At 60.7% G+C, this 25,380-nt stretch carries 25 protein-coding genes; 10 read left to right on the forward strand and 15 right to left on the reverse strand.

Going from position 1 to position 25,380, the window contains the following annotated elements; genetic code table 11:
• The first annotated feature begins 6 nt into the window (after window positions 1-6).
• A complete protein-coding gene (katG, locus tag JJQ51_RS11640; protein ID WP_269244745.1) occupies window positions 7-2,205 on the forward strand; it encodes a catalase/peroxidase HPI in 2,199 nt (732 codons plus the stop codon).
• A gap of 65 nt (window positions 2,206-2,270) precedes the next feature.
• Here katG and JJQ51_RS11645 read toward each other — a convergent pair whose 3' ends face one another.
• The 6 genes from JJQ51_RS11645 to JJQ51_RS11670 form a co-directional block, all read right to left on the reverse strand.
• Window positions 2,271-2,801, reverse strand: coding sequence for a DUF992 domain-containing protein (locus tag JJQ51_RS11645; protein WP_269244746.1), 531 nt, complete (start codon window positions 2,799-2,801; stop codon window positions 2,271-2,273).
• A complete protein-coding gene (locus JJQ51_RS11650; protein ID WP_269244747.1) occupies window positions 2,798-3,142 on the reverse strand; it encodes a BON domain-containing protein in 345 nt (114 codons plus the stop codon). Before JJQ51_RS11650 ends, JJQ51_RS11645 begins: the two co-directional genes overlap by 4 nt.
• 48 nt (window positions 3,143-3,190) lie before the next feature.
• Window positions 3,191-3,370 (reverse strand): CsbD family protein, encoded by a 180-nt coding sequence (locus tag JJQ51_RS11655; RefSeq protein WP_269244748.1) that lies wholly within the window; start codon window positions 3,368-3,370, stop codon window positions 3,191-3,193.
• Window positions 3,371-3,535: 165 nt separating this feature from the next.
• Entirely contained in the window at window positions 3,536-4,543 is a 1,008-nt protein-coding gene (locus JJQ51_RS11660) for an aldo/keto reductase (protein ID WP_269244749.1), read from the reverse strand.
• Window positions 4,544-4,705: 162 nt separating this feature from the next.
• A complete protein-coding gene (locus JJQ51_RS11665) occupies window positions 4,706-5,023 on the reverse strand; it encodes a zinc ribbon domain-containing protein YjdM (RefSeq protein WP_113350562.1) in 318 nt (105 codons plus the stop codon).
• A 140-nt stretch (window positions 5,024-5,163) separates the two neighbouring features.
• Entirely contained in the window at window positions 5,164-6,084 is a 921-nt protein-coding gene (locus JJQ51_RS11670) for an alpha/beta hydrolase family protein (protein WP_246661125.1), read from the reverse strand.
• Window positions 6,085-6,145: 61 nt separating this feature from the next.
• On the opposite strand from JJQ51_RS11670, the gene JJQ51_RS11675 reads away from it, so the two are divergent.
• Window positions 6,146-6,763, forward strand: coding sequence for a TetR/AcrR family transcriptional regulator (locus JJQ51_RS11675; RefSeq protein ID WP_113350564.1), 618 nt, complete (start codon window positions 6,146-6,148; stop codon window positions 6,761-6,763).
• Window positions 6,764-6,771: 8 nt separating this feature from the next.
• Here the strand turns inward: JJQ51_RS11675 and JJQ51_RS11680 are convergent, their stop codons facing one another.
• From JJQ51_RS11680 to JJQ51_RS11700, 5 genes are all read right to left on the reverse strand, one after another.
• Window positions 6,772-7,122 (reverse strand): ribbon-helix-helix domain-containing protein, encoded by a 351-nt coding sequence (locus tag JJQ51_RS11680; RefSeq protein WP_004124790.1) that lies wholly within the window; start codon window positions 7,120-7,122, stop codon window positions 6,772-6,774.
• Between the two features lie 18 nt (window positions 7,123-7,140).
• Complete coding sequence (locus tag JJQ51_RS11685) at window positions 7,141-7,737, reverse strand: DJ-1/PfpI family protein (protein ID WP_113329687.1); 597 nt, start codon at window positions 7,735-7,737, stop codon at window positions 7,141-7,143.
• Between the two features lie 94 nt (window positions 7,738-7,831).
• Window positions 7,832-8,224, reverse strand: coding sequence for a DUF779 domain-containing protein (locus JJQ51_RS11690; protein ID WP_145633978.1), 393 nt, complete (start codon window positions 8,222-8,224; stop codon window positions 7,832-7,834).
• Window positions 8,225-8,306: 82 nt separating this feature from the next.
• Window positions 8,307-9,815, reverse strand: coding sequence for an aldehyde dehydrogenase (gene adh, locus JJQ51_RS11695; protein ID WP_113350566.1), 1,509 nt, complete (start codon window positions 9,813-9,815; stop codon window positions 8,307-8,309).
• A 154-nt stretch (window positions 9,816-9,969) separates the two neighbouring features.
• Entirely contained in the window at window positions 9,970-10,920 is a 951-nt protein-coding gene (locus JJQ51_RS11700) for a GAF domain-containing protein (RefSeq protein ID WP_113329684.1), read from the reverse strand.
• A 402-nt stretch (window positions 10,921-11,322) separates the two neighbouring features.
• On the opposite strand from JJQ51_RS11700, the gene JJQ51_RS11705 reads away from it, so the two are divergent.
• The 4 genes from JJQ51_RS11705 (at window position 11,323) to JJQ51_RS11720 (ending at window position 14,938) form a co-directional block, all read left to right on the forward strand.
• The gene (locus JJQ51_RS11705; RefSeq protein WP_233788576.1) at window positions 11,323-12,225 is read left to right on the forward strand and encodes a phosphatase PAP2 family protein; all 903 of its coding nucleotides are present in this window, start codon (window positions 11,323-11,325) and stop codon (window positions 12,223-12,225) included.
• A gap of 187 nt (window positions 12,226-12,412) precedes the next feature.
• Window positions 12,413-12,667, forward strand: a complete 255-nt coding sequence (locus JJQ51_RS11710; protein ID WP_113329682.1) for a GCG_CRPN prefix-to-repeats domain-containing protein — start codon at window positions 12,413-12,415, stop codon at window positions 12,665-12,667.
• Window positions 12,668-12,896: 229 nt separating this feature from the next.
• Window positions 12,897-13,316: a thiol-disulfide oxidoreductase DCC family protein gene (locus tag JJQ51_RS11715; protein WP_113350569.1), complete on the forward strand. Its 420-nt coding sequence runs from the start codon at window positions 12,897-12,899 to the stop codon at window positions 13,314-13,316.
• Window positions 13,274-14,938: an SDR family oxidoreductase gene (locus JJQ51_RS11720; RefSeq protein WP_113350570.1), complete on the forward strand. Its 1,665-nt coding sequence runs from the start codon at window positions 13,274-13,276 to the stop codon at window positions 14,936-14,938. The genes JJQ51_RS11715 and JJQ51_RS11720 overlap by 43 nt, the downstream gene beginning before the upstream one ends.
• 74 nt (window positions 14,939-15,012) lie before the next feature.
• On the opposite strand, the gene leuA is transcribed toward JJQ51_RS11720, so the two are convergent.
• Window positions 15,013-16,686 (reverse strand): 2-isopropylmalate synthase, encoded by a 1,674-nt coding sequence (gene leuA / locus JJQ51_RS11725; protein WP_269244750.1) that lies wholly within the window; start codon window positions 16,684-16,686, stop codon window positions 15,013-15,015.
• A 293-nt stretch (window positions 16,687-16,979) separates the two neighbouring features.
• On the opposite strand from leuA, the gene JJQ51_RS11730 reads away from it, so the two are divergent.
• Window positions 16,980-17,801: an AraC family transcriptional regulator gene (locus JJQ51_RS11730; RefSeq protein WP_113329677.1), complete on the forward strand. Its 822-nt coding sequence runs from the start codon at window positions 16,980-16,982 to the stop codon at window positions 17,799-17,801.
• A 3-nt stretch (window positions 17,802-17,804) separates the two neighbouring features.
• On the opposite strand, the gene JJQ51_RS11735 is transcribed toward JJQ51_RS11730, so the two are convergent.
• From JJQ51_RS11735 to JJQ51_RS11745, 3 genes are all read right to left on the reverse strand, one after another.
• Window positions 17,805-18,362, reverse strand: a complete 558-nt coding sequence (locus JJQ51_RS11735) for a GNAT family N-acetyltransferase (RefSeq protein WP_112723403.1) — start codon at window positions 18,360-18,362, stop codon at window positions 17,805-17,807.
• Between the two features lie 2 nt (window positions 18,363-18,364).
• Window positions 18,365-19,438 carry a serine hydrolase domain-containing protein gene (locus JJQ51_RS11740; protein WP_152093212.1) on the reverse strand — a complete coding sequence of 358 codons (1,074 nt, stop codon included), beginning with the start codon at window positions 19,436-19,438 and terminating at the stop codon, window positions 18,365-18,367.
• 106 nt (window positions 19,439-19,544) lie between these two features.
• Entirely contained in the window at window positions 19,545-21,353 is a 1,809-nt protein-coding gene (locus JJQ51_RS11745) for a diguanylate cyclase (protein WP_152093211.1), read from the reverse strand.
• Between the two features lie 694 nt (window positions 21,354-22,047).
• Between JJQ51_RS11745 and JJQ51_RS11750 the strand changes: the two genes are divergently transcribed.
• Genes JJQ51_RS11750 through JJQ51_RS11760 form a run of 3 tightly spaced genes read left to right on the forward strand, consistent with a single transcriptional unit; the run spans window position 22,048 to window position 25,291 of the window.
• Window positions 22,048-23,556: a DUF4153 domain-containing protein gene (locus tag JJQ51_RS11750; protein WP_269244751.1), complete on the forward strand. Its 1,509-nt coding sequence runs from the start codon at window positions 22,048-22,050 to the stop codon at window positions 23,554-23,556.
• Between the two features lie 17 nt (window positions 23,557-23,573).
• Window positions 23,574-24,278: a response regulator gene (locus JJQ51_RS11755; protein WP_113329672.1), complete on the forward strand. Its 705-nt coding sequence runs from the start codon at window positions 23,574-23,576 to the stop codon at window positions 24,276-24,278.
• Entirely contained in the window at window positions 24,278-25,291 is a 1,014-nt protein-coding gene (locus JJQ51_RS11760) for a sensor histidine kinase (RefSeq protein ID WP_113329671.1), read from the forward strand. The genes JJQ51_RS11755 and JJQ51_RS11760 overlap by 1 nt, the downstream gene beginning before the upstream one ends.
• Window positions 25,292-25,380 lie beyond the last annotated feature (89 nt).

Consider the following 25,380-nt stretch of genomic DNA (forward strand, 5'->3'; position numbering starts at 1 on the left):
AGTATCATGGATACAAAAGTCGAAACTGCCGGCAAGTGTCCGTTTCCGCATGGGAACACGAGCGTTTCCGCACGTTCGAACCGCGACTGGTGGCCGAATCAGCTGAACCTTCGGATTCTTCACCAGAACACGGCGCTATCCAGCCCGATGGGCAAGGCGTTCAACTACGCCGAGGAATTCAAGAAGCTCGATCTGGAGGCTCTGAAGAAGGATCTGTCAGCCCTTATGACGGATTCGCAGGAGTGGTGGCCGGCCGACTTCGGTCACTACGGTCCGCTCTTTATCCGCATGGCCTGGCACAGCGCCGGCACCTACCGCACCGGCGACGGCCGCGGCGGCGCCTCCTCCGGCACGCAGCGTTTCGCGCCGCTCAACAGCTGGCCGGACAACGTCAACCTCGATAAGGCTCGCCGCCTGCTCTGGCCGATCAAGCAGAAATACGGCAACAGCATCTCCTGGGCCGATCTGCTGATCCTCACCGGCAACGTCGCTCTGGAATCCATGGGCTTCAAGACCTTCGGCTTCGGCGGCGGTCGTGAAGACGTCTGGGAGCCGGAAGAAGACATCTACTGGGGCGCGGAAGACACCTGGCTCGGCGACAAGCGCTACAGCGGCGATCGCGATCTGGAAAACCCGCTCGCAGCCGTGCAGATGGGCCTCATCTACGTCAATCCCGAGGGACCGAATGGCAATCCGGATCCGCTTGCAGCCGCACGCGACATCCGCGAAACCTTCGCCCGCATGGCCATGAACGACGAAGAAACCGTCGCCCTCATTGCCGGCGGCCACACCTTCGGCAAGACCCATGGTGCGGGCGATGCGGCCCATGTCGGCCCCGAGCCGGAAGCAGCCGGCATCGAAGAACAGGGCCTCGGCTGGAAGAACAGCTTCGGCAGCGGCAAGGGCGGCGACACGATCGGCAGCGGTCTCGAAGTCACCTGGACCTCGACGCCGACCAAGTGGAGCAACAATTTCTTCTGGAACCTGTTCGGCTACGAATGGGAACTGACGAAGAGCCCGGCCGGCGCGCATCAATGGGTGCCGAAGCACGGCGCCGGTGCCGGCTCGATCCCGGATGCACATGACAAGTCCAAGCGGCATGCTCCATCCATGCTGACGACCGACCTCGCCCTGCGCTTCGACCCGGCCTATGAGAAGATTTCCCGCCGCTTCTTCGAAAATCCGGATGAGTTCGCCGATGCCTTCGCCCGCGCATGGTTCAAGCTGACCCATCGCGACATGGGGCCGCGTGCTCGTTATCTCGGCCCGGAGGTGCCGAGCGAAGAGCTCATCTGGCAGGATCCGATCCCGGCTGCCGGTCCCGCATCGATCAATCCCAGCGATGTCGCTGCCCTCAAGGCCGAGATTGCCGCATCGGGTCTCACCATCCCGCAGCTGGTTTCGACCGCCTGGGCTTCGGCTTCGACCTTCCGCGGCTCCGACAAGCGCGGCGGTGCAAACGGCGCCCGCATCCGTCTTGCTCCGCAGAAGGATTGGGAGGCCAACCAGCCTGCCCAGCTCGCTTCCGTGCTTGCAACGCTGGAAGGCATCCAGAAGAAGTTCAACGATGCCCAGACCGGCGGCAAGACGGTATCGATTGCCGATCTGATCATTCTCGGCGGCTCGGTCGCTATCGAACAGGCTGCGAAGAAGGCCGGCCACGATGTGGTCGTACCCTTCGCTCCCGGCCGCACCGATGCGTCGCAGGAACAGACCGATGTCGAGGCCTTCGCCGTTCTCGAGCCGATCGTCGACGGCTTCCGCAACTATCAGCGGCGGGCCTACACCGTCTCTTCCGAAGAGCTGCTGATCGACAAAGCGCAACTGCTGACGTTGACGGCTCCGGAAATGACGGTTCTCGTCGGCGGCCTGCGTGCGCTGAACGCCAATGTCGGCCAGAGCCAGCACGGCGTCTTCACCAAGCGTCCGGAAACGCTGACCAACGACTTCTTCGTAAACCTGCTTGACATGGGCACGGAGTGGAAGGCGGTTTCCGATGCCAAGGACGTCTTCGAGGGACGGGACCGCGCAAGCGGCGACGTGAAGTGGACCGCGACGCGCGTCGATCTCGTCTTTGGCTCCAACTCGCAGCTGCGCGCGATCGCCGAAGTCTACGGCCAGGCTGACGCTGAGAAGAAGTTCGTCCAGGACTTCGTTGCGGCATGGACCAAGGTCATGAACGCCGACCGCTTCGACATCGCTTGAAGTGACTGAACAATACGCCCGGACGCGACCCTACTCTCAGGTCGCGTCCGGGCATGACGTGATTTCTAAACGCGCTCCGGACCACAGCGCGCAGACTGCAATTGCAGGCGCGAGACGCCGGCTGCAACGTTCAGGCCGGTTCCCGCTTCCGCGCTCAACGGCTGCAGGGCGAAATTCTTGGAATTGCCGCCAACGAGAGCATTCGCACCTAGGCCGAGGCCAACGGAAGCGCCCGCCGAAGCACCAACATAGGTGCCGGCCAGGGCACCGTCGCCCACACGCGTTGGCGCGGTATTGACGACGACCCAGCTCATATAGGTCCTGCGGGTGACCCCGATATCGATGCCAAGCTTGCCGATCGTGCCCGTATAGCGTTCAACTCTGCCGGCCCTCTGCTTGAATGTGCAGCTGATCGCCTTGTTCGACCCGATGATCATGCCGACGCCGCCGGCGACCTCGCAGGACAGCGTTCCGAGCCTTTGCTTCGGCTCGGACACCACCTGTGTCGACTGCCTTTTGGAATGGGTGCTGGCGGCGAAAGCCACAGAACCAAGGGCGACTGCAATTGCCGCGGCCGTTACAATGACTTTTTTCATGACGTCTCCTTCGGCGTTTTGGGCGCCGCGGTCTGCCCGGACGGCGCGGGGGAATTCGACCGCTCGATCTGCGGACGGCTGGAAGGGTCGCGATCAGCCCGGAGGGTGATGCTGCTGACGATGCGGGTCCGGTCATATTCGGCGGCTATTGCAATGGCCCGCTGCCGCGCCTCATCGTTCGATGACACTCCGGAAAGAACGATTGCGCCTTCAATGGCGGCAACATCGATATGACAATCCTCAAGTCCCTCGGCATAAGCGATCAGACAGCGGATCGCCGCGCAGGTTGCGTAGCGACCCGACGGTGTCGTCGGCGATGGGCACCTGGCCAGGAAAAGCATCGAAAGCCTCGATAAATCGCGGTGGCAAAGTTTCGCACGCGCTTGGCGTCAGCGAAGCGCGTTCCTGATGGCGTCTTTGGCCTTACCGACTTTCGCCTGGATCCTGCCTTCGACCTTCTCGGCTGCCCCCTCCATCTTGAGTCGATTGTTTCCCGTCAGCTTTCCTGCGGCCTCCTTGATGGAACCGCTTGCTTCCTTGACTGCGCCTCTGACACGGTTCTTGTCCATTTTCGATCTCCTTGAGCTTTTCAAAAGAGGAGGTATCGGCGTCCCGCCGAGACCATGAACAATGAAGTAGGTTAGATAGGCCAGCCAATCGATAAGGGAAGCCATTGCGATCGTCGGCAGGGATGCCGGCGTCGGCAACCGCCCGCACAAGCGACGGTTTGCGGTTCAGTCTACACAGCACAAGGGCGCGGCATTCTGCAACGGCAGCGGCAGGGCAGTGACGGGATTCGGGATCGTAAGCGCATCCAGCGTCGCCGTCTGCTCGGGCGAAAGCCGGACCTCAAGTGCGCCGATATCCTCGTTGAGTTGTTCCAGTGTATGAACGCCGATAATTGTCGAGGTTACGCCAAGGCGTCCCATTGCCCAGGCAAGAGCGACGCGTGCGGTTGTCGTACCGAGCTCATCGGCAACGCGGAACAGGGCGTCGACGATTTCAAGGTCCTGCTCGTCGGGCCTTTGCGCCAATTGCGCGGCATGTCCCGTTCTTGCGCCCGCATTGTTGGCACGCGTATATCGGCCGCTGATGAGGCCGCCGCTCAATGGCGAATGCGAGACGACGCCAAGCCCCAGGCCGCGTGCCAAGGGAATGAGCTCGATTTCAAATAGCCGTGCGGCAAGCGAATATTCGATCTGCAAACCGATGAACGGAGCCCAGCCGTTGGACTGCGACAGGAGATGGGCATGCGCTACCTTCCATGCCGGCGTATCCGAAATACCGAAATAACGCAGCTTTCCCGACTGAACGAGATCGTGGAGCGCCTCCAGCATTTCCTCCAAAGGCGCCTGTATGTCCCAATTGTTCAGCCAATAGAGGTCGAGATAGTCGGTGCGCAGCCGACGAAGGGTCTCCTCGAAGCCATCGATCACGGCTTTGCGGCCAAGCCTTTCGCCATGTCGCGCGACATCGAATTTGGCGGCGATGACAAGACGATCGCGCTGGATCGAGTTTTGTGCGACATAACTACCGACGACCGTCTGGCCGCCCGCTTTCATCGCTCCATTGCCTGTATCGAGATAATTGCCACCGAGTTCGAGATAGCGCGTCAGGATCGCCGCGGGCTGATTTTCATGCGAATGCCGGATGAACCCCTTATCGAAAGTCATGGTTCCGAGCGCAAGCGGACTGACGCGCAACTCCGAGCGGCCGAGTGCGGCATAGTCTTCAAGATGCATGCATAATCCCCCAGCCGGCCTGCAACCGTTACATACCCGTGCAGGTTATGTAAAAGCATCCAGCAAAGGAGATAAGCACCAATTTCCAATTTTACAATTCGGGAATCCGGATAATCGGCCCGATATCGTTCAATTTTGCAATGCGAAGAGGGAGGAACAGTTCTAGCGCTTGCGTATGAACTCGGTGCGAAGAACCAAACCCTTGATCCCGTCGTAACGGCAATCGACTTCTTCAGGATTGTCGGTCAGTCGAATCGACTTGATAACGGTACCCTGCTTCAAAGTCTGATTGGCGCCCTTCACTTTCAAATCCTTGATGAGGGTGACGGAGTCGCCATCGGCGAGGACGTTGCCGCTTGCATCGTGAACGACAAGCTCCGTAGCGACGGCAGCCGCTGCCATCTCCGCGGCAGGTCGCCACTCGCCGGTCACTTCGTCATAGACATATTCGTCATTTTGGCTGGTCATGCCAAACTCCATTCTGCAAGTTTCTTGAGTATTCCAAAGCCGGCAAATGCCTAGCTTTCATCTCATTCACGATCTGTGAATGGCATCTACCCGAGACAATCAGCCGATGCAACAAGCGCGAAGTGGTGCGCCGATGCGGATACTCGGCTTTGCTATTTCAGCTCGGATGCCGGCCAGGGATTACGGCCCTCCCGAAGCCACGACAGCGTATCGACCCAGAAACCGGCAGCATGGCTATCGTGAAAGAGGCCGAAATGGCCGATTGCGTCCCGACCAAAATCAGCCGGACGGAGCAGCACCGACTGACGTTGCGCGCCGGTATAGTAATTCAGTGTGCGGCGAATTGCCGGTACGGTGCCAAGTTCGTCGTCCGAAACCGCAACGGCCAGGATCAATGCTTTCACGGCGCTCATTCGCCGTAGCACCTCCCGCCTCTCGCCCACAGGATGGCTGCGCTCGAACCGGGGGCCACGAAAGCTCCACTCGTTTGCCACACCTTTCGGCAGATCCTCCAGCCAGCCAAGCCGCCGGCCCGGGAAATAGCCGCAGAGCGCAGTCATCGCAGGCATAGCCACATGCCATTTGAGGAACAGAGCGGCCCGCCTGCTCGGCATGTAATCGCCCCACCAGGCATATTGAGCTCCGACCGTCAGCATCCTGTCGATCTCCGGAGCATTCTCAGCCAATCCCGGCAGGAATCCGCCGACGCTATGACCCACCACCAAAAGCGGACCGTTGCGACGGTGATCGGACATCAGCCGAAGCGCGGCATCGAAATCCCGCTCGCCCCAATCCCGCCAGCGATAACGGGACCCACGCAGCCGTTGCGGGCGCGACTGGCCGATGCCGCGATAATCGAAGGTCAGGACATCGAACCCATGCCGCACCAGAAATTGCGCATAGCGGTGATAATAGCGTGCGAGAACTCCGGTGGCCGGGTTGATGATGACGCTGCCTTCCGGCCTTTTCGTCTCCGCCAGCCAAAGGCGGCCACCGAGAACGACGTCATCCCGACAGGGGATGGAAATCGAAAGACTGTCTTCATTCAAGGATGGTCGAGGTTGCTGGCTCATGGGCGTCAAGATGGGACGATCGCCGCGTTGTGTATATTCACTACCCGGTATACATTGAGCCATGAGAGACAGTTCCCTGCCGACACGCGAGCGTATTCTTCAGGCCGCCGCAAAACTCTTCCACAGCGACGGCATCCGCGCGATCAGTGTCGACGCCATCGCCGAGAAGGCAGGCGTCACCAAGCGCACCCTCTATTATCATTTCCGCAGCAAGGACGACCTGATCGCCGCCCATCTGCAGGCGCGCGACGAGCCGAACCTTGCCTTCTTCAAACGCTGGTTCGAAGAAACCGAAGGCGACATTTCAGAAAAGGTTGCCGGCATTTTCCGCCAGCTGGCGCAATCGGCACGCAGCGCCAAATGGAAGGGCTGTGGTTTTTTGCGGACTTCGGTGGAACTCATCAACCTTCCCGGCCATCCCGCGCTGGTTGCGGCGCGCGCTCACAAGAAGCGGGTTGAGGAGTGGCTGGGATCGGTCTTCGTGGAGGCGGGCGCGGGCAACAATGCCCTGCCGCTCGCGCGCCAGATCATGCTGCTCCTCGACGGTTCATTTGCGGTGGTCCTGCTCCATCGCGATCCGAGCTACATGGAAACCGCTGCTGATGCGGCGGCACGGCTGATTGCCGAACGATTGTCGGATGCAAAGACGCCCGAGAACCGGCTCTCGGGCGCTGCATAGCAATACGCTCAATGATACTTCAGGCGCTCGCGACCGAGGATGGCGGGCGCGTCCACACCAGCGATCGGCTGGGAAAGATCGCTGGAAATGTCGCCGGCCAGCTGCAGGTCGAGATAGCGGGCGCAGCACACCCGCAGGAACGAGGTGAAATTGCCGAGATCGTGGCCGGCGTCGATGGATTCGTGGTGCAGCTTGGTGATCAGCTGCACCACATTCATTCCGTCACGTCGCGCGATTTCCTCCAGCTTCGACCAGAAGAAATTTTCCAGCCGGACACTGGTCACCATGCCATCGATGCGCAGGGAGCGCGTGGTGCTTTCCCAGAGCCTGGCATCGGCCTTGATGAACAATTCGCACATGCGCGTCTCCCCTCAAGTTCAAGCAGCGTTTGCTGACGACAAGGCATTGGCATCCAGCACGGCCATGAATTGGCGCAGCCATGACGGATGCGCCGGCCATGCGGGTGCAGTCACGAGGTTGCCGTCGGCAACTGCATCATTGATGGCGATGTCGGCATAAATGCCGCCGGCAAGTTCCACCTCGGGCCGGCACGCGGGATAGGCCGAGCAGGTGCGTCCCTTGAGGACACCGGCCGCGGCTAACAGCTGCGCGCCGTGGCAGATGGCGGCAACCGGCTTGCCCGCCTCGAAGAAGTGCTGAACAGCCTTGATGACGTCTGGATTCAGGCGCAGATATTCCGGCGCACGGCCGCCCGGAATGACGAGCGCATCGTAATCTTCGGCGCGGATGCTGGCGAATGTCGCATTCAATGCAAAATTATGACCGCGCTTCTCGGAATAGGTCTGATCGCCTTCGAAATCATGAATGGCCGTTGCCACCGTCTCGCCGGCATTCTTGCCAGGGCAGACGGCATGGACCGTGTAGCCGCAGGCAAGCAGCGTCTGGAACGGCACCATGGTCTCGTAGTCTTCGGTGAAATCACCTGTAATCATCAGGATCTTTGCTGCTGGCATCGTCTTCCTCCCTGAAAACCAACGGACGGCACTTTAGCAAAGTGTCTGCGGTCGCAGGTATTAGGCGAATACTACACGCCGTTTATGGCCCCGCCTATTGCACCGGCGCACGGTTGATGTCCGGGATTACGCAGGCTTCGCCACCGCCGAAGAGGCGCGAGCGTGTGAGAAATCGTTTCTCCCGCCTATTGTCGAGCGAGAACATGCCGCCGCGTCCCGGTACGACATCGATGACGAGCTGCGTGTGTTTCCACGCCTCGAACTGACTGCCGCTGATATAGACGGGCACACCGCCGATCTCGCCGAGCTTGACGTCATTGTCGCCAATCATGAATTCGTTGGCCGGATAGCACATCGGCGAAGAGCCGTCGCAGCACCCGTCCGACTGATGAAACAGGATATCGGGATGGTCCTTCTGTATCTCGCGGATAAGCTCAAGTGCCTTCTCGGTCGCAAGCACCCGCGGTTCCGACCCATTATCGTCCATGATGATCCTCCATCCCCAATGTGCGAATACTCGAAGGCTCCCGGCCGCAGCCGGGAGCCTTGTCAGCTTCCGTTGGGAGGTCTCAGAAGAAGCCCAGAGCCTTCGGGCTGTAGCTCACCAGCATATTCTTGGTCTGCTGATAGTGATCGAGCATCATCTTGTGCGTCTCACGTCCGATGCCCGATTGCTTGTAGCCGCCGAAAGCGGCGTGGGCCGGATAGGCGTGATAGCAATTCGTCCAGACGCGGCCGGCCTGGATCTCGCGACCAAAGCGATAGGCGCGATTGCCGTCGCGGGTCCATACGCCGGCACCGAGGCCGTAGAGCGTATCGTTCGCGATCTCAAGCGCTTCCCTCTCATCCTTGAACGTCGTGACCGATACGACCGGACCGAAGATTTCCTCCTGGAACACGCGCATCTTGTTGTGGCCCTTGAAGATGGTCGGCTTGATGTAGTAGCCGCTCGACAGCTCGCCGCCGAGATCGGCACGACCGCCACCCGCCAGTACCTCGGCACCTTCCTGCCGGCCGATATCGAGATAGGAGAGAATCTTCTCCATCTGCTCGCTCGATGCCTGGGCGCCGATCATGGTTGCGGCATCAAGCGGATTGCCCTGCTTGATGGCTTCCACGCGCTTGACGGCACGCTCCATGAAGCGGTCGTAGACTGATTCCTGAATCAGCGCTCGGCTCGGGCATGTGCAGACCTCGCCCTGGTTAAGCGCAAACATCGCAAAGCCCTCAAGCGCCTTGTCGAAAAAGTCATCGTCTTCGGCCGCAACATCGGCAAAGAAGATGTTCGGCGACTTGCCGCCGAGTTCGAGCGTGACGGGGATCAGGTTCTGGCTGGCGTATTGCATGATGAGCCGACCCGTCGTCGTTTCGCCGGTAAAGGCGATCTTGGCGATGCGCGGGCTGGTGGCGAGCGGCTTGCCGGCTTCGAGGCCGAAGCCGTTGACGATATTGAGTACGCCCGGCGGCAGGAGATCGCCGACCAGTTCGGCCCAGACCAAAAGCGAGGCGGGCGTCTGCTCGGCCGGCTTGATGACGACGCAGTTGCCCGCGGCCAGTGCCGGCGCAAGCTTCCAGGCGGCCATGAGGATCGGGAAGTTCCAGGGAATGATCTGGCCGACGACGCCGAGCGGCTCGTGAAAGTGGTAGGCGACGGTATCGTGGTCGATCTCGCCAATCGAGCCTTCCTGGGCACGGATGCAGGAGGCGAAATAGCGGAAGTGATCGATGGCGAGCGGGATATCGGCCGCCATGGTTTCGCGGATCGGCTTGCCGTTGTCCCAGCTTTCAGCCTGCGCCAGCACTTCCAGCTTGTCTTCCATGCGCTGGGCGATCTTCATCAGGATATTGGAGCGCTCGGTGGTAGACGTCCGCCCCCACTTGTCCTTGGCTGCATGGGCGGCATCAAGCGCGGCGTTGATGTCCTTTTCGTCGGAGCGCGGTATCTCGCAGATCTTGCCGCCTGTTATCGGCGTGAGATTGTCGAAATACTTGCCCGCGATCGGCTCGCGCCACTCGCCGCCAATATAGTTGCCATATTTGAGTTTGAACGGAGATTCCACGATCTTCTGATGCAGCATGCCATCCTCCCTTGGTCGGCAGGTTCAATAAGCGAACCGATGGGAGAAGTCTGAGGGCATATCGCGGCGGGCGATAGAGGCGGCTTGCCGTGCTGCAGCGCACAGTGTCGCAACTCTGCGACAGCTGCCAGATCGAATGCGCGTTGATGGCGCTTCAGTGGAGATTGAGGCGGTTCATCTTCCGATGCAGCGTCGAGCGGCTCATGCCGAGCGCTGCGGCCGCCTGGGAGACATTGCCGTTGGCGCGCGAAAGAGCCCTCAGCAAAGCAGCGCGCTCGGCCTCCAGGAGATCCTCACTCCCGGCCCCCTGCTCGCTAAGAATGTCAGAAGCAGGAATGCCTGCAGCAATGCGGTGATCATCGAGCCGCAGTGCTAGACGGGCCGCGCGGGTCGCACCAAGCACGAGGTCGTTGCGGTCGACGGCCAGCAGTGCTGAGGTGGAAGCCGTATCCGTCGGCACCATGACGAAGCGGGCACCTGCAAAGGCGCTGCGGAAAAGATTGAGTTCGATGCGCACAGCCGCATCGCGCACCGTCTGCGACAGGATCGCCAGTGTCGCGTCGTTCACGTCATCGCGGCAGGTGGAAATGTCGAGCGCGCCGGCAAGCTGGCCGCGATGATCGCGGATCGGCGCTGTGGTGCAGCTGAGATTGATGTTTGAGCAGAAGAAATGCTGGTCACGGAAGATCGCAACTGCCCGCTCGTCGGCAAGCGCCGTACCGATGCCGTTGGTGCCGATGCTCGCTTCCGTCCAGACGGATCCCGTCCATAGACCGAGATCGTGGAAATCCTTGTCGTCGCCGGCAGCACCCCGGCGTTCGAGTGCGATGCCATCCCGGTCGGTCAAAAGCAGGCAGCAACCGGCTTTGCCGACCGCGAGAAAAAGACGATCCAGTTCACTGGCCGCTTCGGCAACCAGCCGTTCCGATCGCTCCAGCGCTGTTTGAAATTCCTGGCTGGTCAAGCGCATCGGCAGACGCTTCTCTTCCGGCGCCAGACGATGCATGACCATGCACCGTCGCCAGGAGGCAACGACCGAAGAACTCGCCGCCGCCGATTGCGCCGACGCGTAAACCTGATCCGCATGTGCGGAATAGTGCTGCATTTGGCTCCTCCCACCGAACGCTAGCCCAATTGTCGCTAAAAAAGGCCATCGAAGCAATCCTCGTGGCGACTTTCGCCCAGGGCCGCGAAATTCGGCGGCTACCTTGTTGATGGCACAGTCTTTTTCGGCACCGTTGTTTCTTCAGCCCATGATTGCACAGTCCGAACATCGAAGCTGTCTGGCAGATGCCGTGCGTTTTGGTTTTGCCGCCTACACAACCGAGATCTGACCCGCCAATCGCGACCTTTCAGGCCGCTGTCAGCGTGTTGCTGTAGCAGCTTCTTCCTAGGGAAACGGAGCGGAAGGCGATTGGTGAGCCCAGCTCCACGAGCGGCTGTTTCGACATTGATGGAAGTCGGCTTTATGCAGGCATGGCAGCGGGGCCGAGAGGCCATAAAAGAAATGCTGGGACGTTCCGCCGACACCGGTCGCAGACGCATGGCTGGCGGCCTTCACTGCTTCTTCAACACCCCGACCATTAAGCCGCCTGCGAATCGCGCATTTCTGGAGCGCCCGATCGTTATCATCGCCATCTTCCTCGCCTTATCATTGCTCGTCATGTGGGCGGCCGATTATCCCTTGGGCATCTGGATGAAATCGTTTCCCGCGCAATTGCGTGGGACGGCGAAATGGATCAGCAGCCTCGGCACCGGGCTTCTGGTGCTCTCATTCAGCGGAGCGCTGCTGATATTTGCGATCCTCGCGCCCGCGCATAAGCTGCGGAAATCCATGCGAACGGGGGCAGATCTCATCGCGACCGCGGCTGCTTTCGTCTTCCTGGCGGTGGCCGGCGGCGGCATTGTCGATTCGCTCGCAAAGAACATCATCGGTCGCGCCAGGCCGGAACTCCTGGATACGAACGGCGCCTTTTTCTTTCGTCCCTTTGCCTTCCACGCCGACTTTGCCTCCTTTCCTTCCGGACATTCGGCAACGGCCGGCGCCATGGCGATGTCGCTGGCGCTGGTCTTTCCCCGCCTTCGCCCCGTCTTCATGCCTGTCGGCGTCCTCATCTGCCTGTCGCGCCAATGGGTCGGCGCACATTGGGCAAGCGACACGCTAATGGGCTGGGGCGTCGGCGTAGCTTTTGCCCTGTGGCTCGCGCATGCATTCGCGCGACGCCGTCTCCTGTTTGCCTATGATTCCAGCGGCCGCTTGTGTCCTGGGGAACAATACAAGGCAATTCTCGCCGTTCTGCGCGCGTTGATCCGGCGCATGCCGCTCATCGGCAGGAAAACGGTGCCTGCAGCAAAATCGTGCCCGGCTCAATCTCGCCTCGCATCCCGAGCCCTTGAAATTCGATCCTGATCTCGCGGCCTGATTCCGCGGTAAGTACAGTTCTCCTGCATCGCTCGCCGGCTTACGCACCGCGTATGCCAGCCTTTCCCGTCCGAATGCAAAATCATCGCTATGCAGCGACGGATTTGCCGCTCGTCCCCGTTCAAGCGCTGAAGGGATAACAGCTTGAAGCTCTTCAAGGACGAATGAGGACATCATGAAAAAGATCATTTTGCTGGCTTTCGCCGCGACCGCCTGCTTTGCGGCCATCTCTCCAGCCGAAGCCCGCGATGGCTGCGGCATCGGCTGGCATCGCAATCCCTATGGCTACTGCCGTCCGGATGGACGGCCTGTGGTCGTCGTGCCGGCGGTTCCGGCCTATGGCATCTACTATCCCGGCCGCGGCTACTGGGATGGGCATCGCTATTGGGTGCATCGCGAGTGGTGGCATGGTGGCTGGCGTTATCGCTAAGCTACTCTTCCGCGATGCGCGCGGCCCGATCTTGCAGATCGGGCCGCATGCCAACCGGCGATCGAACGGCTTGCTTCTCTCGATCCTTCCGCTGCCCAGCGCTGCGATGCAAAGCTCGCGGTCGTTTGCCGGTTTGACATGGCAGCCCACGGAAACGTGCAATTGACGGCGACAATGCAACCGGTCAAAGCTGTGACCAGACGGGTCTACGGAAAACAATGCCGCCAACATGAGCAAAAGCACCATCAGCGACTATCAAGGGCCGATCATCGTCTTTGACGCCATGTGCGTCCTGTGTACCGCCAACGCCCAGTTCGTGCTGCGTCATGATCGCCTCGGCCGTTTTCGTCTTGCCTCCATGCAGAATGAAACCGGCATCGCCCTCTATCGCCGCTGCGGCATGGACCCCACCGATCCGGATAGCCTCATCATCGTCGACGGCGCGAAGGTGCTGCGCGATAGTGACGCGGTGCTGGCCATTTATGCCGGTCTCGGCTGGCCCTGGAAGGCCATTTCCGTACTGCGCATCGTACCGCGCATGCTGCGCGACCCGATCTACCTTTGGCTTGCCCGCAATCGCTATCGCATCTTCGGCAAACGGGAGACATGCTGGCTGCCGACACCCGAGCAGGCGAGCCGCATACTTTGAAAAGAACCCTCGTTCTCGGCGGCTATGGCGGGTTCGGCGCGCGGCTATCGCGGCGCCTTGCCGAAGACGGCTTCGAGGTTCTGGTCGCCGGACGCAATCTTGAAGCAGCAAAAGCAATCGCCGCTCGATTACCCAACGCACTTGCCCTGCAAGCCGATCGAAATGGCGATATCTCTGCGATCCTCGGGGAGCACAGACCCTTTCTGTTGATCGATGCGGCAGGCCCTTTCCAATATAGTGAGCAGAGAGTTCCGCGGTCCTGCATAGAGGCCGGTATCCACTATATCGATCTTGCCGACGCGCGCGATTTCGTCGGCGCGATCAGCTCGCTTGACGAAGAGGCTAAGACCGCTGGCGTCACCATCATCTCGGGCGCGTCGAGCGTCCCGGCGCTCTCCGGCGCCGTCGTAGCCGCCCTTGCCAAGAACATGGAGGAGGTTCGCTCGATAAAAATGTCGATCAGCGCCTCCAATCGCGCGACCGCCGGCGCCTCGGTCGCAGCCGCGATCCTGAGTTACGTCGGCAAGCCGGTGCGGCTCTGGCGCGGCCGGCACTGGCAGGATGCGACGGGCTGGCACATGCTGAAGCGCGAAACCTATGCGGTTTCCGGCCACCGCGCTCTGCGCCGGCTGGTGGCGCTTGCCGACGTGCCGGATCACGATCTTCTGGTCGATAGTTTTGCCGGACAGCCCAGCGTCATTTTCCGCGCGGGGCCGGAATTCGTCTTTCAGTCTTTGGCGCTCTGGCTGTTGTCCTGGCCGGTCGCCTGGGGCTGGCTGACATCGCTTAGAAAGATCAGCCGCTTTCTGCTGCCGTTGCAACGCCTGACAGCGAGGCTTGGCACGGCGCGATCGGCTGTGATGATCGAGATCAAGGGCATAGAGCAAGGCACCATGAAGGCTCGTCGCTGGACCCTGATCGCCGAAAATGGAGACGGCGTGGAAATTCCCACGCTTCCGGCGCAATTGCTGGCGCGGGCCTTGCGCGACTGCCGTCTTTCGCCCGGCGCCCGTCACGCCGGCAGGCTCCTGTCGCTTGAGGATTTCCGGGGCTTGTTTCGCGATCTGGCGGTTGCCGAGGAAACGACGGAAGCACCCTATATGCCGCTCTATCAGCGTGTCATGGGGCCTGCATTTGCTCATCTATCCGAACCGGTCCGTGCCATGCACGAGGTCTTCGGCGATGGCGGCGCCAGAGGCGAGGCGGTCGTCACCCGTGGGCGCTCACCGCTTGCACGGCTGGTCGCGAAAATATTTGGCTTTCCCGCGGCAGGAAAGCACGCATTACATGTGTCCTTCGAGGAAACCAACGGCATAGAAGAATGGACGCGGGATTTTTCCGGCCAGCGCTTCCACAGCCATTTGAACGAAGAGAATGGCCACCTTGTCGAACGCTTCGGTCCCTTCCGCTTTGCATTCGATCTTCCTAGCCGTGGCAACGGGCTCAGCATGGAGATGCGACACTGGTCGTTCCTGCGCATTCCGCTGCCGCGCCTTCTGGCGCCCCAAAGCATCGCTCGTGAATGGGCGGAGGACGATCGCTTCCACTTCGACGTATCGATTGCCCTCCCTCTCATCGGCCCCGTCGTTCATTATCGGGGCTGGCTGCAGCCAATCGAATGATCCAATCCGGCGTCTTGGCGCCGCCCGGCTATCGGCCGATTTGCAGCCGATAGCGCGGGCGGAACAGACGATCGTCAACCGGCCGTACTGGCGGCGCTGAGGACAGCCTTGACGGTTGCGGTCGCAACATCGGCATCGATACCTACGCCGAAGACCTGCGATCCGTCCGGCCGGACGCATTGCAGATAAGCGGCCGCTTGCGCATCGCTGCCGCGACGCAGGGCATGCTCCTGATAGTCCATGACGCTCAGTTCCACTGCGAAGGCCTCGGCAATCGCGGCAAGTACCGCCGAAACGAGGCCGTTGCCGCGACCGCTGACGACGACATCCTGGTTTCCATGGCGAATCCGGCCAGTGAAGATGCGCTCGGCGCCGGTTCCCCTGCGAAAACCACCTTCGTAATCGACGAGTTCGAAGCGCTCGAAATCGTCAACATGATAGGCGTCGACGAACGCCTTCCAGATATCTTCGGCCGTCAGTTCGCGCTTCGTCTCATCGGCGAGGAGCTGCACCCGCCTGCTGAAATCGACCTGCATGGCGCGCGGCAGCTTCAAGCCCTTGTCCTGCTCGATCACCCAGGCGACCCCGCCCTTGCCCGACTGGCTGTTGACGCGAATGACGGCCTCGTAACTCTCGCCGATATCGGCGGGATCGACCGGCAGGTAGGGCATTTCCCAGACGCCGTCATTGCGCCGCTCATGCGCGGCAAATCCCTTGCGGATCGCATCCTGATGCGAGCCGGAGAAGGCCGTGTGCACGAGTTCGCCCGCATAGGGGTGACGCGGATGGATGGGCAGACCGTTGCAATATTCCACCGTCTTCACCACCTCACGGATCGACGGAAAGGTCAGGCCGGGATCGATGCCCTGCGTGTAGAGGTTTAGCGCCAGCGTCACCAGATCGACATTGCCGGTACGCTCGCCATTGCCGAACAGGCAACCTTCGACCCGATCGGCGCCTGCCAGCAGCGCCTGCTCGGCCGAGGCCACCGCCGTACCGCGATCATTATGCGGATGAACGCTGATGATGACGGCATCGCGGCGCGAAATATGGCGGCAGAACCATTCGATCTGGTCTGCATAGACATTCGGCATCGCCACTTCCACCGTTGCCGGCAGGTTGAGGATGGCTGGGCGTTCCGCAGTCGGCTGCCAGACATCGAGCACGCGCTCGCAGATTTCGAGCGCGAAATCCGGCTCGGTGAAGCAGAAGGTTTCCGGCGAATATTCGAAGGTCCAGTCGGTCTCCGGCTGCTCCAGGCTTTCCTCCTGCATTGCGGTAACACCGCTGATGGCAAGGTCGACAATCTCGTGTCGCTCCATGCCGAAGACGACGCGGCGGAAGAGTGGTGCGGTCGCATTGTAGAGATGGACGATGGCTTTGCGGGCGCCGATGAGGGATTCGAACGTGCGCGCGATGAGATCGGCGCGCGATTGGGTCAACACCTGGATCGTCACATCCTCGGGGATGCGGTGTTCCTCGATGAGCGCACGGACGAAATCGAACTCGATCTGCGAGGCCGACGGAAAGGCGACCTCGATCTCCTTGAAGCCTGAGGCGAGCAGCATGTCGTAGAAGCGCAGCTTGCGCTCGACATCCATGGGGTTGGCGAGCGCCTGGTTTCCGTCGCGCAGATCCGTTGACAGCCAGCGGGGTGCCTTGGCGAGGCGCCTGTTCGGCCATCGCCGATCCGGCAATTCGATGGGCGAGATGAAAGGACGATATTTGGTTTCAGGATTCTTCAGCATGATCCGTTCCGTTGCATGTCGGTCAATTGGGGAGAAGCGGACAGCAGAATACGGCCGCCGGGATGCCGTCAGGCCCGACGACCGCGGCTAAGTCGCAATGCAACGGAAAACTGAAGAGAAACGGGTATGCAGGACGAAGTGCCGGCATCCATCCGCACGCGCAGCGATGCGACGGCAGCGCCATGCGGCCGATCCGATCGATGCAGATTGTGGGATGCGGCAGACACGAAAGTAGATATCCTGCTGGAAAGGAACTCTAGGTTACTGTCGACATCTTTGATATTCTCGCGCGTATGGATCATTCATCGTCGCAAAAGGATCAATACTATCTTCAGCACGGCACGGATGTCGCTGAAGGTGTCGCCGTCATCGCACATGACGATCATCGCTTCACCAGTTCTCGCCACAGCCATAAGCAGGCGCAACTGCTCTACGCCGTCAGCGGCGTGATCTCCTTGACCACGGATAGCGGCACCTGGGTCGTACCGCCGAGCCGAGCGGTCTGGCTGCCGCCGCAGCTCGAACACGTGACGGCAAGCCATACGAGCGTGCAGTTTCGCTCATTATTGATCGATCCCAATGGCAGAGATGCGTTACCGAATGAGTGCACGGTGGTGGAAGTCACCCCGCTGCTGCGCGAACTCATCCTGCGGCTCGCCGGTCTTGTCGACAAACCCGATCAGAAAGAGGTTGTGGAGGCAGTCATTCACCTGCTGCTTCTCGAACTTACCCTTTTGCCGGCACAGCCGCTGAAGCTCCCTCTACCGAAACATCCGAGGCTTGCGGCGTTCTGCGAAACCTTGCTCGGCGATCTTGCGAGCACAATCTCGATCGAAGAGGCGGCCAATGGGCTGCATATGAGCCGGGCAACCCTCATGCGGCTATTTCAGCGCGAAACGGGACTGAGTTTCGGCCGGTGGCGACAACAGGCACGCATGCTGAAGGCTCTCACCTTGCTCGCGGAAGGTCGAAGTGTTCTCGATGTCGCGCTGGACTGCGGCTATGAGAGCCCAAGCGCCTTCTCGGCCATGTTCCGGCGGACGCTCGGGCGCTCGCCCCGAGGCTATTTTCAATCCGCAGCGCTGGCCGGCGAAATCAGCCAGGGGACTGACTAGAGGCTAGTTCTGTCGGTCGCTGGCCAGGCAGCCGAACATGCGGAAATCATGGAAGGCCTCTTTGAACCGCGCCTTCTGCCGCAGTGTGCCCTCATATTGGAAGCCCGCTTTTTCCAGAACCCGATCGGAAGCTGTGTTTCCCGGCAACGTCCAGGCTTCGATGCGATTGAGCGAAAAATCGTCGAAGCCGCACCGGACGATAGCCCTCGCCGCCTCACTCATCAGCCCCTTGCCCCAGGCCGAAGGGTGCAGCTCATATCCAAGTTCGGCGCATTTGGCACGCCGATCGATGCTATTGAAGCGGATCGCGCCGAGCAAGTGGCCTGAAAGCCGATCCTCGATGATCCATGAACAACCTGCTCCCTTGGGGAAGATTTTGATCATCCATCGCAGGGAACGTTCAATCTGCGCCATTTTGGGCGCATCAACCCAATTCGAGAACCGCGTGACCTCCGGAATCGAAATCAGCGCATGGAAGTCGTCGCGATCGTCCATACTCGCTTCGCGAAGCCGCAGCCGCTCGGTGACAAGGGTGGGGAACTCGGCTTTTGAAGGCGCCATCGTCACGCTTTCAGCAGATTGGCAAGGATGATTTCGCGCCAGACGCGGGCGGGCGTGATCCACGCGTCCCAGGAATTATACTTGCCGGAGTAGATGACAGCGGCGATATCCGCATCGGGCATCAGCCAGAGCCTCTGCCCACCATTGCCGAAGCCGGCATACCATGGACGCGGCCCATCAAACGCCGGCACCGGCGCGTCGCCCGAGAACCACAGTCTGCCATAGCTCAGACCGTCCCCGGTCGAAATCGCCGGCGCGAGAGATTGCGCGATCCACTCTTCCGAGACGATCCTTTTGCCGTTCCACACGCCCTTCTGAAGGAAAAGCATCCCGATCTTCAGCAAATCGGGAGCGGTCAGGCGTAATCCGGATGCGGGCGACGCCACGCCGTCACGCCCGGCGTTCCAGTGGAATTTTGCAATCCCCAGCGGTTCGAAGAGAACTTCTCGCGCAAAATCGGGCAATTGCTTGCCCGTGCCGCGCTCGATGACCGCCCCCACCAGCGCGACGCTGCCGCCGGAATAAATCCAGCGCGTCCCCGGCTCGGCAATCACCGGACGTTCCAGAACAAAACGATATCGGTCCGGCGCATTCTCCATCGCAATTTCGCTGTTCAGCGGGTCCGTATAGGGGCGATCCTCGTCCCACTCCATCCCCAGCGTCATCGTCAGGGCATGGCCGACAGTGATCTTGGCGCGCGCAGGATCTCGGGCGAGATCGCCGTATTCCGGGAACTGCTCGTAGAGCGATGCATCCAGTGGCGGTACCAATCCCCTGTCGAGCGCGATGCCATAAAGAAGGCCGGCAATGCTCTTGGTGACCGAACGAAGATCGTGCAGCGTATCGGCGTCGAAGGCGACATCCCCAAGCGGATCTCCCCAATTTTCGTCGGAACCAACGGCGTAATATTCCAGGCATACGCGCCCGGAACGGGCGGCAAGCACGACATGCAGATCGCGCAGCAGGCCGGATTCGATGCCGGCTTCAAATTTGCGTCCGAGCTCGGGATCAAAGCCCATGGCCTGCAAGGTCTCGCGATCAGGTGACAAGGATGAATTGCTCTGCGTCACGGCCATGAAATCACCTTCCTCCGCTATGCGACCTTCAGCTCAGGCTACAATCCAAGCATGTGTTCGGCAAGGTGACCACACCGCATTTCGCCGCCGCTGTCGTCCGTCGAAATCAGCTCCGTTCCACCCGCAATTCACCGCCCGCCTCCACGACGAACGCCGCCACTGTCCGATTGCGGCCGTTCAGCTTTGCCTTCAGCAAAGCGCCGTCCGCGCGGTTGATCAGGGTCGTGGTCGGTCCCGACACCGGGGAAGAGGCGATGCCGACGGAGACGGAAAGCGGCCCAACAATCCGCGCGCGATAAGAAAAAGGCGTGCCGAACACACTCGTACGCAGCTTCTCGGCAAGCGCAAAACCTTCCTCGTCGGTCATATCCGTGGCAATGACCGTCAACTCCTCCCCGCCGAAGCGGTAGACTGTACCGGCCTCGCCAACCGTATCGGCAACGATCTGCCCGACATGTCGCAGCACCTCGTCACCGGCATCATGGCCGAACTCGTCGTTGAAACGCTTGAAGTGATCGATGTCGATCATCATGCAGATGACCGTGCGGGCGGATTGATCCCTGTGAAGGTTGTTGAGCGCCTCGTCCAGGGAGCGCCTGTTGAGCAGGCCTGTCAGCGCGTCGCGCACGGCGAGATTGATCAACCGGTCGCGCAGCTGCAGATTGGCGATCGCAAGGCCGATATTCTCGGCGATCAGCTCCAGATAGAGCCGCGGCGCATCGGCGGCCGTCGCATCCTTCGTGCGGTCCTCGAAGTAAAGCAGGCCGATCGCCTCGCCGAGCGCGGTCAGGGGGACGCAAAGACCCGGCACGCCGGAGTGATCCAGATGCTGACAGGGAATATCGGTATCCGCCACGTGGCTGACATGCGGACGGCCACGGCGCAGGCCCCAGCAGGCGGAAGCGGCAAAGAAAGGCTCGGTATGTTCAGGCTCCAGCCACCGGCTGACTTCGCTCAGCGCCGTCCTGCTTTCATTCATCGTGTAGAGGCACCCTGCGACGCCGGGGAAGATCTGCGGCACGAAGAGCGCAACGACTTCGGCAAGTTCTTTCTGGGCGTAGCAGGCCTGGAGGCGATGCATCATCTGCAGAATGAGATCCTTGGTTTCCAGATCGCGCTTGCGCTCGGCGTCGAGACGGTTTCGCTCCAGACCGTTCTCGCGGAAGATCTGTATGGCATCGTTCATTTCGCCGATCTCGTCACGGCGGCGGTCGGTCGGCACCTCGACGGCATAATCCTGTCTTGCCAGCCGGTTGACGATCCCGGTCATGCGCACCAGCGGCAGCGCCACCCGGCGCCGCAGGATGAAATAGAGCACGCCGAGGAATATCACCGCAGTCAAGGCTAGCATCACCTTGGCAATGTTGGCCCAGAGATCGCTGCGTGCCTGCGCGGAACGGAAAGCCGCCTCGGTGCGCGCCGTCGCTAGGGCGCGAAACTGATTGACGCTGTTGAGCAGTGCCGTCTGGATGCGCTCATGTTCAGGGCCGAACAGCGTATCGCGCGCACCGGTCTGATCGCCGCCGGTATAGGCGGCGACCGCCGCCGCCTCCACTTTATCAAGCGCCTGCGCATTGACCGCCACCTCCTCGATGACCTGACGCTCGGCATCCGGAATGCCGGGGCCGCGCAGAGCATTGATGGCCGCATCCCGACGACGCTCTTCACCTTCGTCGACGGTGAAGGCATTCAGATGTCTCTCCTCGCCGCGCACGACATAGAGGCGAGCTTCGTCCGTCGTTTCCTCCGCGCCGAGCGCAAGCTCCTCGCCCATGCTGTTCAGCAGCAGATGCTGCTCCACGGCCTGCCGCTCCTGCACAGCACTTCGGGCCGAGAGGATGAATGCCACAGCCGACAGCACGGTCAGGACCACGGTGATACCGTAGGCCCAATTCGTAATTGTGGTAATTCTCATCTGCCGTCCTCTATGCCTTCTTCAGGCACTCCTAAAGTACACGCCGTGCCGAGCCCTCTATTATGAAAAGCAGCTGCGGGATCAAGCGAGAATATGCAGCGTGGAAAGCTTTTTTCCGGCGCACAGGCACCAACCCTCGTCTGCATCGCGCGGCGCGGAGAGCTGTGGGCGTCGCGATCTTCTGACGAGAACCTCGGTTGCGGCCGAGCGGCCGCTTCCGAGATTCCCGGCTGTCGTCAGGGGTGAGTACGACAGCCGCGTCAACAAATCGATTTTCAGACCGGCAATCCATAGGCCGACTGGAAGCTGGGAAATATATGCTTAAGTTCCACAAGTGACTGCCCCATTTTGAGACATCTTTCACGTAATGCTAAAATTTATCCTGCCCAGATTGGCCTTGCGCACGGCAATTGTTGTTCAAATCTCAGACAAGTGCGATGATTTGAACTTTCCAACCTAACCCATTTTCCTGAATAGCTCCTGGGCTTCTGCACAGATTCTGCAAAGACGGGCGCCATCGTCGCGCCATGAACAACACGCCCGAGACAGTCACCGCTCCGCCCGCCCGCTTGCCACGCAGCCTTCTCAAAGAAGGCTGGTGGCTCAGGGACGATCGTCATCCTCAAGCCGATCCGCCCGCTCAAGAGGCCGAGATCATACCCTTCGCCGAACATCTCGCACGGAGCCGATACCGATGAGCCTATCCGATGCAGCGACCCTTCCCTTAAACTCCACAAATAAATCCCGTCGCAAACTCCTCACATTCATTGCCCTTGTCGCCCTGGCAGACCTTCTCCTTTTCGACAGACAGCCCGGCCTCAATCTTTTTATCTTCACCAATGCCGTTGCCGCCGGTCTGCTCAACTCCTCCCGAAAAAGACCATCCGTTCAAAAAATCGCGGCGCTTGTCGCCCTCGGCCTTGTCGCGTCCATTCCGCTTGCCGAAGCCACCTCCTGGATGGGCATCGCAATCAGCCTTCTCAGCCTTTGCTTGATCTCGCTCGGCATCGGCGGATTGATCCCCTCGCAATGGACTCGCCTGCCGCTTGTGCTGCTGTGTTTCCTTCTGGACGTACCGGCGCGGCCTTTTCGCCGCGCGAGCTATCGCTGGCTGCAGCACCTGCAAAAACCGTCACCGCGCGGCGTCCGGCATCATCTTCGCAACTGGATCATGCCGCTGGTTTTTGCCGCAGGCTTTCTTGCCCTCTTCGCAGCCGCCAATCCGCTGATCGACAAGACGCTGCGCAGCATCGACCTTACCTTCCTGCTCCAACTGTTGAGCATATGGCGGATCGGCTTCTGGCTTGCCGTTGCAGCCTTTCTGCGCCTGCTGCTTCGCCCACGCCTCATGCGGCGGCGCCTTCGCCGACGGGATGTTCCCGATATCGCAACCGGAGCTGAAGATGCGCTATTCAGCCATGGTGCCCTGCTGCGTTCGCTGCTGGTCTTCAATGTGCTGTTTGCCGTGCAGACGCTGCTCGATCTCACCTATCTCTGGGGTGGCGCCAACCTGCCAGATGGCATGAGCCATGCCGAATACGCCCATCGCGGCGCCTATCCGCTGATGCTCACCGCAATCCTCGCTGCCATCTTCGTGCTTGCTGCCATGCGGCGCGGCGGGCCAGGCGATAGAAGCCCCATGCTTCGCGGCCTGGTGCATCTCTGGATCGCGCAGAACATCCTGCTTTGCCTTTCCTCCATTCTGCGGCTCGACCTCTATGTCGAAGTCTATTCGCTGACGGAGCTGCGCGTTGCTGCCGGCATCTGGATGGGGCTGGTCGCGGTCGGTCTCTGCCTCATCCTTCTGCGCATCCTGCTGGATCGCTCCAACGAGTGGCTGATCGCGTTGAGTGCCGCGATGCTGGTTCTTACGCTCTATGCCGCCGCGCTCACGGATATTCCCGCCTTCATCGCCCGCTTCAACGTTGCCCATAGCCGTGAGATATCGGGTGAAGGCATCGTGCTCGATCTTGATTATCTCTTGACACTCGGCCCGGCGGCCATTCCGGCGCTCGACACCTATCTGGCATCGCTGCCCGCCGACGCGGATGCTCGCAGGGTGCGCGAAACACTACTATGGCAGCATCTCGGACGCTCACACGATTGGCGAAGCTGGACATACCGTGGAGCCCGTCTCGACGGCTACCTCAAATGGACGCAACTCTTGCAAGATCAGGCGGAAACGAAGAAAACGAATGGGTGAACCAGGATCCTTACAGCATGGCCCAGCGCATCCTCGTCGCCGACGACGAACCGAATATTCGCGACGTGATCTGCTTCGCGCTCGACCGCGCCGGCATGAAGACGACGACCGCGCGCAATGGCACTGAGGCCATGATGGCCTTTCACAAAGGCGGTCTCGACCTCATCGTCCTTGATGTCGGCATGCCCGATATGGATGGGCTGGAAGTCTGCCGCCGCATTCGCAAGACATCGAACCTTCCGATCCTCTTCCTGTCGGCGCGCGACGAAGAAATCGACAGGATTCTCGGCCTGGAAATCGGCGGCGACGATTATGTCACCAAACCTTTCAGCCCGCGCGAACTGGTTGCCCGGGTGAAGACTATCCTGAAGCGAACCGGCCATGGCTCTGAGCCGGATGCGGCCAATGGCTCCGTGTCCGTGGGATCTCTGCGGCTCAATCGCGGTGGCCGCACCGCCAGTTTTGCCGATGTACCACTCACCTTGACCGCACTTGAATTCTCGATCCTCGATACGCTGCTGTCGCGCCCCGAGATCGTCTTCAGCCGCGATCAACTGATGGAAGCGGCCTATGGCGCTGACATGCAGGTCGCAGACCGCACCATAGACAGCCATATCCGCAATCTCCGCGCCAAGCTTTCGGCCGCTGGCGGCAAGGGCATCATCGCCACGGTGCACGGCATCGGCTTCAAGCTGACATCACCAGCGGAAGGAAGCGTCTGATGCATGCGCCAAGGGTAAAGCCGAAATGGCGGCCGCCGCTTGCCCTCATCGTCTATGCCGTGCTTCTGACCGTGATGATGCTGCCGCTGCTGACTGTCATCTGGTTTCGCGCCGTACGCGCCGCCTCGGGAGCCATGGCACCGGCGGAGATCGCCACCCTCGCTGCCGTTCTGATCCTCACCCTCATCGTCGCCTATGTGCTCACGCGCACGCTGACTACGCCGATCAATGCCCTGATCGCCCGCACCGAAGAGATCGCCCGCGGCGGACGATCCGCAATCCGGCCGCTCGACATCTACGGCACGCGCGAGGTCGCAGCCCTTTCGCAGAGCTTTCTCGATCTCGCCGGCAAGCTGGTCGATCATTCCGATTATGTGCGCTCCTTTGCCACCCATGTTTCGCACGAACTGAAATCGCCCCTCACCTCGATCAAGGGAGCGGCGGAACTGCTGCGCGACGATGACGACAGCAATCCGATGAGCCCGGAGCAGCGCAACCGCTTTCTCGGAAATATCATTGCCGACACCGAGCGGCTGGACAGGCTATTGTCCCGCCTGCGAGAGCTGGCGAAAGCCGAGCTTCCGTCCGAGCAAGGTTCAAGCAGCCTTCGCGACGTTATAACCGAGCTAAAGATGCAATTTCGCCAATTGGCCATTAGCGACGAAGGCAGCGTCGTCAAGATGCTGCCGCTGCCAGTCGAGGCCGCCGGTATTGTCTTCGCCAATCTGGCGGAAAATGCCTCCCAGAACGGCGCCACAAGCCTTACAATCAAGGCAAGCGACGAAGGGCGGAGAATGACGATCCAGGTGCGCGATAATGGTCGTGGCATTGCCGATGGCAATCGGGATCGCGTCTTCGAGCCCTTCTTCTCGACGCGGCGGGACGATGGCGGCACGGGCATGGGCCTCGGCATCGTGAGAGCGATGCTCGCCTCGCATGGCGGTAGCGTCGAGTTGTTGGATAGCGGCAAGGATGGCACGACGTTTCAGATCATCCTGCCAATTGCCGCCTGAAACGAAAGTGATGCACTCCGCCATGAACTGGCAGCAAAAAGCGGCCGATGGCAGAAACCATCGACCGCTCCGCTGCTTCAGGATCCGGA

The sequence above is a fragment of the Rhizobium sp. AG207R genome, from assembly GCF_027109195.1.
GTDB classification, from domain to species: Bacteria; Pseudomonadota; Alphaproteobacteria; order Rhizobiales; family Rhizobiaceae; genus Rhizobium; species Rhizobium dioscoreae.

Excerpts from the sequence above, each read along its gene's own strand:
- JJQ51_RS11675 (WP_113350564.1), top strand. The coding sequence starts at position 6,146 with ATGAGAGACAGTTCCCTGCCGACACGCGAGCGTATTCTTCAGGCCGCC.
- JJQ51_RS11710 (WP_113329682.1), top strand. The coding sequence starts at position 12,413 with ATGAAAAAGATCATTTTGCTGGCTTTCGCCGCGACCGCCTGCTTTGCG.
- JJQ51_RS11745 (WP_152093211.1), bottom strand. The coding sequence starts at position 21,353 with ATGAGAATTACCACAATTACGAATTGGGCCTACGGTATCACCGTGGTC.
- JJQ51_RS11760 (WP_113329671.1), top strand. The coding sequence starts at position 24,278 with ATGCATGCGCCAAGGGTAAAGCCGAAATGGCGGCCGCCGCTTGCCCTC.
- JJQ51_RS11740 (WP_152093212.1), bottom strand. The coding sequence starts at position 19,438 with ATGGCCGTGACGCAGAGCAATTCATCCTTGTCACCTGATCGCGAGACC.
- katG (WP_269244745.1), top strand. The coding sequence starts at position 7 with ATGGATACAAAAGTCGAAACTGCCGGCAAGTGTCCGTTTCCGCATGGG.
- JJQ51_RS11665 (WP_113350562.1), bottom strand. The coding sequence starts at position 5,023 with ATGGAGTTTGGCATGACCAGCCAAAATGACGAATATGTCTATGACGAA.
- JJQ51_RS11715 (WP_113350569.1), top strand. The coding sequence starts at position 12,897 with ATGAGCAAAAGCACCATCAGCGACTATCAAGGGCCGATCATCGTCTTT.
- JJQ51_RS11720 (WP_113350570.1), top strand. The coding sequence starts at position 13,274 with ATGCTGGCTGCCGACACCCGAGCAGGCGAGCCGCATACTTTGAAAAGA.
- JJQ51_RS11650 (WP_269244747.1), bottom strand. The coding sequence starts at position 3,142 with ATGCTTTTCCTGGCCAGGTGCCCATCGCCGACGACACCGTCGGGTCGC.
- JJQ51_RS11645 (WP_269244746.1), bottom strand. The coding sequence starts at position 2,801 with ATGAAAAAAGTCATTGTAACGGCCGCGGCAATTGCAGTCGCCCTTGGT.
- JJQ51_RS11685 (WP_113329687.1), bottom strand. The coding sequence starts at position 7,737 with ATGCCAGCAGCAAAGATCCTGATGATTACAGGTGATTTCACCGAAGAC.
- adh (WP_113350566.1), bottom strand. The coding sequence starts at position 9,815 with ATGCTGCATCAGAAGATCGTGGAATCTCCGTTCAAACTCAAATATGGC.
- JJQ51_RS11700 (WP_113329684.1), bottom strand. The coding sequence starts at position 10,920 with ATGCAGCACTATTCCGCACATGCGGATCAGGTTTACGCGTCGGCGCAA.
- JJQ51_RS11755 (WP_113329672.1), top strand. The coding sequence starts at position 23,574 with ATGGCCCAGCGCATCCTCGTCGCCGACGACGAACCGAATATTCGCGAC.
- JJQ51_RS11750 (WP_269244751.1), top strand. The coding sequence starts at position 22,048 with ATGAGCCTATCCGATGCAGCGACCCTTCCCTTAAACTCCACAAATAAA.
- JJQ51_RS11690 (WP_145633978.1), bottom strand. The coding sequence starts at position 8,224 with ATGGACGATAATGGGTCGGAACCGCGGGTGCTTGCGACCGAGAAGGCA.
- JJQ51_RS11670 (WP_246661125.1), bottom strand. The coding sequence starts at position 6,084 with ATGAGCCAGCAACCTCGACCATCCTTGAATGAAGACAGTCTTTCGATT.
- JJQ51_RS11730 (WP_113329677.1), top strand. The coding sequence starts at position 16,980 with ATGGATCATTCATCGTCGCAAAAGGATCAATACTATCTTCAGCACGGC.
- JJQ51_RS11705 (WP_233788576.1), top strand. The coding sequence starts at position 11,323 with ATGCTGGGACGTTCCGCCGACACCGGTCGCAGACGCATGGCTGGCGGC.
- JJQ51_RS11735 (WP_112723403.1), bottom strand. The coding sequence starts at position 18,362 with ATGGCGCCTTCAAAAGCCGAGTTCCCCACCCTTGTCACCGAGCGGCTG.
- JJQ51_RS11680 (WP_004124790.1), bottom strand. The coding sequence starts at position 7,122 with ATGTGCGAATTGTTCATCAAGGCCGATGCCAGGCTCTGGGAAAGCACC.
- leuA (WP_269244750.1), bottom strand. The coding sequence starts at position 16,686 with ATGCTGAAGAATCCTGAAACCAAATATCGTCCTTTCATCTCGCCCATC.
- JJQ51_RS11660 (WP_269244749.1), bottom strand. The coding sequence starts at position 4,543 with ATGCATCTTGAAGACTATGCCGCACTCGGCCGCTCGGAGTTGCGCGTC.
- JJQ51_RS11655 (WP_269244748.1), bottom strand. The coding sequence starts at position 3,370 with ATGGACAAGAACCGTGTCAGAGGCGCAGTCAAGGAAGCAAGCGGTTCC.